The following is a 6911-nucleotide window of genomic DNA, read 5'->3' as shown; positions in this document are numbered from 1 at the left end:
CGTCAAGGACATAGACCTGGGTGTTGCCGATGGGCCGGCCGATGGGAATATCGCCCGCCAATGCATCCTCGAGGGTGATGCGGTGGGTGGTGGTGAAGGTGGTGTTTTCGGTGGGGCCGTAGCCGTTAAGCAACTGTCCCGGAGGTGAGCGCCGTAGCACCCGCTCGATGCAGCGCGGGTCGAGCACATCACCGCCGACCATGAGCAAGCGCAGGGCGGCGAAGGCCGGGGCCAGTGCGTCGGCGAACTGGTGGAACAACCCGGCGGTGAGCCACAGCACGCTGACTTCGTGGCGCAACAGGTGTTCATTCAAGCGCTCGGCGTCGAGCACTGTTTGGCGAGGGCAGACCACCAGGCAGCCTCCGTTGAGCAGGGCGCCCCAGATTTCCAGGGTGCTGGCATCGAAGGCCGGATTGGCAGCCAAGGCGATGCGGTCCTGAGCGCTGAAGTCAGCAAAGCCGTTGTTGCGCACCAGTCGGATGACGGCCCGCTGCGGCACTTGCACGCCCTTGGGCAGGCCGGTGGAGCCGGAGGTGTACATGATGTAGGCGACAGCGCCGGTGCGCTGCGGCGGCGGGTTCGGCGCGTCTTCGAATGATCCGGCGACATCGATCAGTTGCACGCCTTGCACCGCGGGCCTGTCGTCGCCTTCGACCAGCAGCCAGCCACTGCCACAATCGGCCAGTACCCGCGCTTGATGGGCCAGGGGAGCATCCCGGTCGATGGGCACATAGGCGGCGCCGCGCTTGAGGATGGCCAGAATCGACACGATCAACGCCATGCCGCGGGGCAAAGCCAGCGCCACAGGGTCACCGGCCCTGATACCACACGCCGCCAGGTGCCCGGACAGGCGTTCGGCACGACGGTCGAGCTGGCGGTAGCTCAACGACTGTTCGCCATCGAGCAGTGCCGTAGCTTCGGGACGCCGCCGCACCTGCGCTTCGAACAGGCTGTGCAGGGGCTCGTCGGCCGGGTATTCACGAAGGCTGGCATTGAATCCATGGAGTACTTGCTGCTGTTCGGCGGCGTCCAGCAGCGAGGCCTTGGCCAGCGGCCGGTCGGGGGCGGCCAGCAGCTGTTCGGTCAGATGGTGAAGGCGCCGCAGGTGCGCGGCCATGTCTTCGGCGCTGAACAGCCGAGGGTCGTAGTTGAATTCCAGGAGCGGCTCGGTTTTCTCCTCGTAGTGACGCAGGTAGATGGCCAGCGGATAGCGCTCATGACCGTTGTGCCAGGTGCGCAGCGCGCATCGTGCCGGCCCCAGGTGCACGTCCCCCGGGTATTGTTCGACTGACAGCATCACCTCGAACAAATGGCCGGGATGACCGGCGCGGGCGCGCAACTCGCGATGCAGGGTTTGCAACGGGTAGCGTTGGTGCCGGTAGCTGCGCAGCGTCTGGCTGGCCACCTGTTGTACGGCGTGGGCAAAGCTCAGCGTCGGGTCGACCAGCACCGTCAATGGCAGGACCGAGGAAAACATCCCGGCCGTGCGCTTTTGCAGCGGGTTGCTGCGGTTGTGCACGGGCAGGCCGATGACCAGCTGTTCGCGTTGGTCGGTCATTCGGCTGAAATAATAGGCCAACAGGGCGCTGAGGCTGTGGCTCAGCGTAGCCCCCTGGGTTTTCGCCCATTGGCTCAACCGCTCAAGGCGCTCGCCGCCCAGGGTCCAGATCGCCTGGGCGCTGGGCACCGGCTCGCCGACGTTGGCTCGGGGGCCTTGCTGGAACAACGGCGCCGGCAGCACCGGAAATTGTTCGAGCCAGTAATCACGGGCCTTGGTGTAGCGCGTCGAATCGAGGAACGCCTGGTCCCGCGCCACGAAATCGCGATAACCCTGTGCCAACTCGGGATCAAGGGTGGGCGACTGACCTTGCAGCAACTGGTTATAGGCCGCGCTCACGGCCTGGCCGATCAGCCCCACCGAGGTGCCGTCGCAGATCAGATGGTGATAGCGGCTGTTCCACAGCGCATGGGTGTCCGACAACTGGAACCACTCCATGCTCCACAACGGCTGGTCGTAAAGGGTGAACGGGGTACGGTTGAGCTGCGTGATGCGAGCCAGGGCAGCGTCGCGGGCCTGGGGTTCGCCGCGCCAGTCGTGGAAGGCCAGAGCGCCCTGTACGGTGTCGTCAACCCGTTGCGTCACGTGCCCGGCCTGCTCGCTGAAGATCAACCGCAACGCGTCATGCTGGGCCACCACGGCCCGCAGCGCGGCGGCGAACAGGGCGAAGTCCACCGCACCGTGAATTTCCACGGTGACACCGATGTTGTAGGAGGGGGTATCGGGCGACAGCTGTTGATCGAGCCAGACGGACTGTTGGGTGGAACTCAATGAATAGCATTGCGCTTCGACCATGACACTTCCCTGTGAATGGTTGCGATCCCGGTCGACACGCAGCGGTGGCGCCGACTTTCGCGAACCGATTGTCCTTGAGAACGAACGGCGCACGGGCCTGGTCGACGGGCCTCTGCCCCCTGTCTGCAGAAGGGGAGCGAGGCAAGCTGCTGGCGGCGCCCGGACGTTCAATCCGAGCGCGTAACATAGCAGCGCTTTCGAAGATGGGAAGCTAATTTTTAAAGGTTGTACGATGTCATAACGCGATCAGATGACTCCGGTTCCGCAGTCTAGAGCGGTCGCCGAATAATTTTGTTCGAGACTTGGGTTCTTGCCCGAGAGGATTGGGGGTTCGCCACGCAGTCATTACTCAACAGATCGATCTAGAGGGTCGCGCACGGGCATATCGCCCACCAGCTCGATCAGAGTACTGCGCAACCAGCAGTTCGCGGCGTCGTGGTGAAAACGGGTGTGCCAGTGCAGGTGGATGTCATAGCCAGGGATGTTCCAGGGCAGGGGGACCATGCGCACCCGGGCTATTTCAGCGAAGCGGCGGCCTACTGCCAGGGGCACGGTGGCGATCATGTCTGATTCTGCCACCAGAAACGGCACCCCCATGAAACGCGACAACGTGAAGCGCACGCGTCGTTTGATGTCTCGCATCATCAGTTCGCGTTCCAGCACCCCCATGCCGCGGCCGTCCGCCTGCACCGCTACGTGCTCAGCGGCTTGATATTGCTCGGCGCTCATGCGCTCGCCGATGGTCGGATGATCCTGCCGCACGATGCAGACGAACGAGTGATTGTAGAGCGCCCGATTGCGAATCGATGAGTTGAGCAGTCGCGGAAAATAGCCGATGGCCGCATCAACGTCGCCTGTGCCCAGGCCCTCCTCTAGGCCCTCAGCGGACAGTGCAGGGGTGCGAATGCAGATGCCCGGAGCCCTTTCGTTCAATACCGCCATCAAGCGTGGCAGGAACACCATCTCGCCGATATCGGACATGCACAGCACCATCTTGCGTTCGGATTGCGCTGGCACGAAATCGGAGGAGGGCAAGACCTCGTTGCTGACCAGTTCGAGAATGCGTTGCACCGGCTCGGCAATCTGCAGAGCCCTGGTGGTTGGCTGCATGCCCTTTGATGTGCGCACGAATAACGGGTCGTTGAATAACGCACGGAGCTTGGACAGCGCAAAGCTCATCGCCGGCTGACTGAGGCCCATCAGGTCGCCCGCAAGGGTCACGCTTTGCTTGCGACGCAAGGCGTCAAACACCTTCAGCAAATTCAGATCGACATTCTTGAGATCCATATTTTGGATTCTACATATAAGTGAAATTAGGTTTTCGGATTCTATAGTCGCCCATAGACTTGCCACAAGAACTGGCTCAGCCGCGGTTGCTGGGCCAGGTGGACTGCCTCATCGCCGGCCTATAACAATAAATGGAGCATCCAATGCCCAAGAAGCTGCGTAGTAATTTTCCTTATGGCTCCTATTTGTGGGCAGTGCGTGCAGCCCAATGGCGAGCGCTGGGTATCGACGAAAGTGAACTGGAGAAACCCAAGATCGCGATCGTCAACTCATCTTCCAACCTGGCCATCTGCTTCAGTCACCTGGATGGCATCGCTCAGGAAATCAAGCAGGCCATTCGCGACGCCGGTGCCCTGCCTTTCGAGATCCGCACTGCCGCGCCGAGTGATTTCATTACCGGTGCCGGGGCCGGTGGCGCTTACATGCTCGGTGCCCGAGACCTGATCACCAACGACATCGAAGTAGCCGTGGAGGGTGCCCAGCTCGATGGCATGATTTGCCTGGCTTCCTGCGACAAAACGGTACCCGGGCAACTGATGGCCGCGGCCCGGTTGAACATCCCGACGCTGGTCGTGGTGTGTGGCTACCAGCCGAGCGGTGAATACAACGGCAAGCATGTCGACATCGAAGACGTGTTCATCGGCTCGATGCACGCGGTTACCGGAAAACTGTCGGTTGAAGAGCTGGCAGGTATGGCCCGCAACGCGATCAAGGGCCCTGGGGTCTGTTCGGGCATGGGCACGGCCAACTCCATGCACCTGGTGTGCGAAGCGCTGGGCATGGCTTTGCCTGGCAGTTCCCCGATCGTCGCCAACAGTCCGCAGATGTTCGACTTCGTTCGCCAGGCCGGCCGGCGCATCGTCGCCATGGTGGAAGAGGACCTCAAGCCCCGCGACATTCTCAGCCCCGGCGCGTTCGCCAATGCGGTCAGCGTGGTACTCGCCGCTGGCGGTTCGGTGAACTGTATCAAGCACCTGCAGGCGGTGGCCGCCGAAGCTGGCATGGATATCGACGTCTATGGATTGTTCCGTCAACTGGGTGACCGGATTCCGGTGCTGGTGGGCGTCAGGCCCATGGGCGAACACAGCATCGAGCAGATGGAAGCGGCAGGCGGCGGCAGGGCCTTGCTCAAGCAGCTCGAACCACTGCTCGACGGTGAAGCGATGACGGTCAGCGGCCAGTCGCTCGCTCAAAACCTGAGCGCTGTGGTCGTTGCGGATGAACAGGTTATTCGGCCACTGCATCAACCTTTCGCGACCCAGCCGGCGATCGTGATGCTCAAGGGCAATATTGCGCCCCAGGCGGGCATCGTCAAATACGGTATCGACCCCAGCAAGATGCGCCGCTTTAGCGGCCCGGCCATCTGTTTCGAGCGTTCGGCCGATGCCATCGAGGCGTTGCAGGATGGGCGCATTCAACCTGGGCATGTCGTGGTCATGCGCGGTGCGGGTGTGCGCGGGGGACCGGCCATGGGGGGAGGGGCCTCGCGGGTGGTGTTCGCCATCGATGGCGCGGGCCTGGGCGACAAAGTCGCGATGCTCACCGACGGTCACCTCTCCGGCCTGGTGTGCAAAGGCCTGGTGGTGGCTGAGGTGTCTCCGGAGGCTGCGGTGGGCGGGCCCCTGGCCTTGCTGATGGATGGCGACATCATCGACATCGACCTGGACGCGCACCGCCTCGACGCACGGCTGGACAGCACCGAATGGCATGCACGGCGCGAACGCTGGAAAGAAGGGCCGGCCCAGTTCGCGGGCGGTTGGCTGGATATTTATCGCGACAGCGTTTCAGGCATGGAGCGGGGCGCGGTGCTGATCAAGCCGGTGGACGTCACAGACCCCGCCCGCTGATCCAGGTTTCAAAACACAATCCTCAGCCTGTTGTGCCGCCCGGCTTGGCCAGGCTCTGCAATCGGCTGGTTTCATTCAGCATAAGGTAGTTACCCATGTCACCTGTTATCCGCACGGTTCGCCGGCAAAGTGCACCTGCCGCACAACGTTTGAAAACAGACATCTGCATCGCCGGCGCCGGCATTTCCGGGGTCTCCGCCGCGCTCGAAGCGGCTCGCCTGGGCAAGCGCGTGGTACTGTTCGATGCGCTTCCCATGCTGGGTGGCCAGGCGGTCGGCTCGATTATCGGAACGTTCTGCGGGCTGTTTTCCAATGGCCCCCATCGCCGCCAGTTGACCCACGGCATCGCCGACGGGATTATCCAGGACCTCGGTGCCAGCGGTGATCTGCATCATAAGGTCGGTCCGCTCACTACGGTGCTGTACTACGACGAAGTGGCACTGGGACGATGGATCAATCAACAGATTCTCGACGCCGGGATCACCGTGGTGCTGGGGGCCGTGCTGCGTGATGTCACGTGCGAAGGCGGTCGGGTAGGCCAAGTGCAACTGGCCACACGCTACGGCGATGTATACGTCGATGCCGATGGCTTCATCGACGCCAGTGGCGACGCGGCTCTGAGCTGGAACGCCGGCTTCGCCTGCCGCGAGCCGGATACTCCCATCTACGGCACCCAGATGTTCGTCATGGAGCACATCGACGAAACCGATCTTCCCACCCGCGAGGAGTTCACCCAGCGGGTCAAGGAAAAGGCCGGAGCCTATGGCATCGAGCGCAATGACGGCTTGTTTTTCCAGTTCCCTGGTCGTGGCACTGCCGCGTTCAATATGACCCATATCGAGACACCGCTCGAACCTATCGCCGCTTCCCATGTAGCGCTCGCCGGCAGACAGGCGGTCGATAAGGTCATCGAATTCCTCAAGGCGGAATATCCGAGTGTGTATGGCCGCGCGCGTGTTCGTGCGTATGCGCTGCCCGGTATCCGCCAGACTCGCTGGATCGTCGGCCAGCATCAACTCACCGCCGAGGAGGTCAGGCAAGCAACGCCGTTTGACGATGCCGTCGCACGGACTTCCTGGCCTTTGGAGTTGCACGGCGACAAGGCTGGCTACTTGTGGGAAACCTTTAGTGAGGACCACGTACACAATATCCCTCTGCGCAGCATGCTGCCCGAGGGCAGCGACAACCTGGTCGTGGCGGGCCGCTGTGTGGATGCGGACGCTGCCGCGCTGTCAAGCATTCGCGTGATGGGCCCCTGCATCGCCATGGGCGCTGCCGCCGCGCACGCGCTCGATCTTGCAGGACCGCATAACAGGGTCAGTGATGTGCCGGCCGCCGAACTTCGCGACCGCTTGAGCTTCAACCTGCAGTAACCACGTGGACCTCACCGCATACGGCGAGGTCCACAACAACGAATTAGCGCT

General features: G+C 62.5%; 4 protein-coding genes. 2 read left to right on the top strand and 2 right to left on the bottom strand.

All coding sequences use genetic code 11. The annotated features are described in order from the left end of the window. Both CGA22_RS18855 and CGA22_RS18850 read right to left on the bottom strand, forming a co-directional pair. On the bottom strand, nucleotides 1-2353 hold a 2353-nt coding region (locus tag CGA22_RS18855; protein ID WP_188258675.1), incomplete at its 3' end, for a non-ribosomal peptide synthetase. Between the two features lie 345 nt (nucleotides 2354-2698). After that, a complete protein-coding gene (locus CGA22_RS18850) occupies nucleotides 2699-3640 on the bottom strand; it encodes a LysR family transcriptional regulator (RefSeq protein WP_052435135.1) in 942 nt (313 codons plus the stop codon). 143 nt (nucleotides 3641-3783) lie between these two features. Between CGA22_RS18850 and CGA22_RS18845 the strand changes: the two genes are divergently transcribed. After that, nucleotides 3784-5487 (top strand): dihydroxy-acid dehydratase, encoded by a 1704-nt coding sequence (locus CGA22_RS18845; RefSeq protein WP_041022825.1) that lies wholly within the window; start codon nucleotides 3784-3786, stop codon nucleotides 5485-5487. A 95-nt stretch (nucleotides 5488-5582) separates the two neighbouring features. Then, nucleotides 5583-6860 carry an FAD-dependent oxidoreductase gene (locus CGA22_RS18840; protein WP_041022824.1) on the top strand — a complete coding sequence of 426 codons (1278 nt, stop codon included), beginning with the start codon at nucleotides 5583-5585 and terminating at the stop codon, nucleotides 6858-6860. The last annotated feature ends 51 nt before the right edge of the window (nucleotides 6861-6911 follow it).

Origin of the sequence: Pseudomonas sp. PSB18, from assembly GCF_014596565.1 — a bacterium.
Classification (GTDB): Bacteria; Pseudomonadota; Gammaproteobacteria; order Pseudomonadales; family Pseudomonadaceae; genus Aquipseudomonas.
Note: the sequence above shows the minus strand (reverse complement) of the source record. Positions and strands in the feature narration are given on the sequence as shown.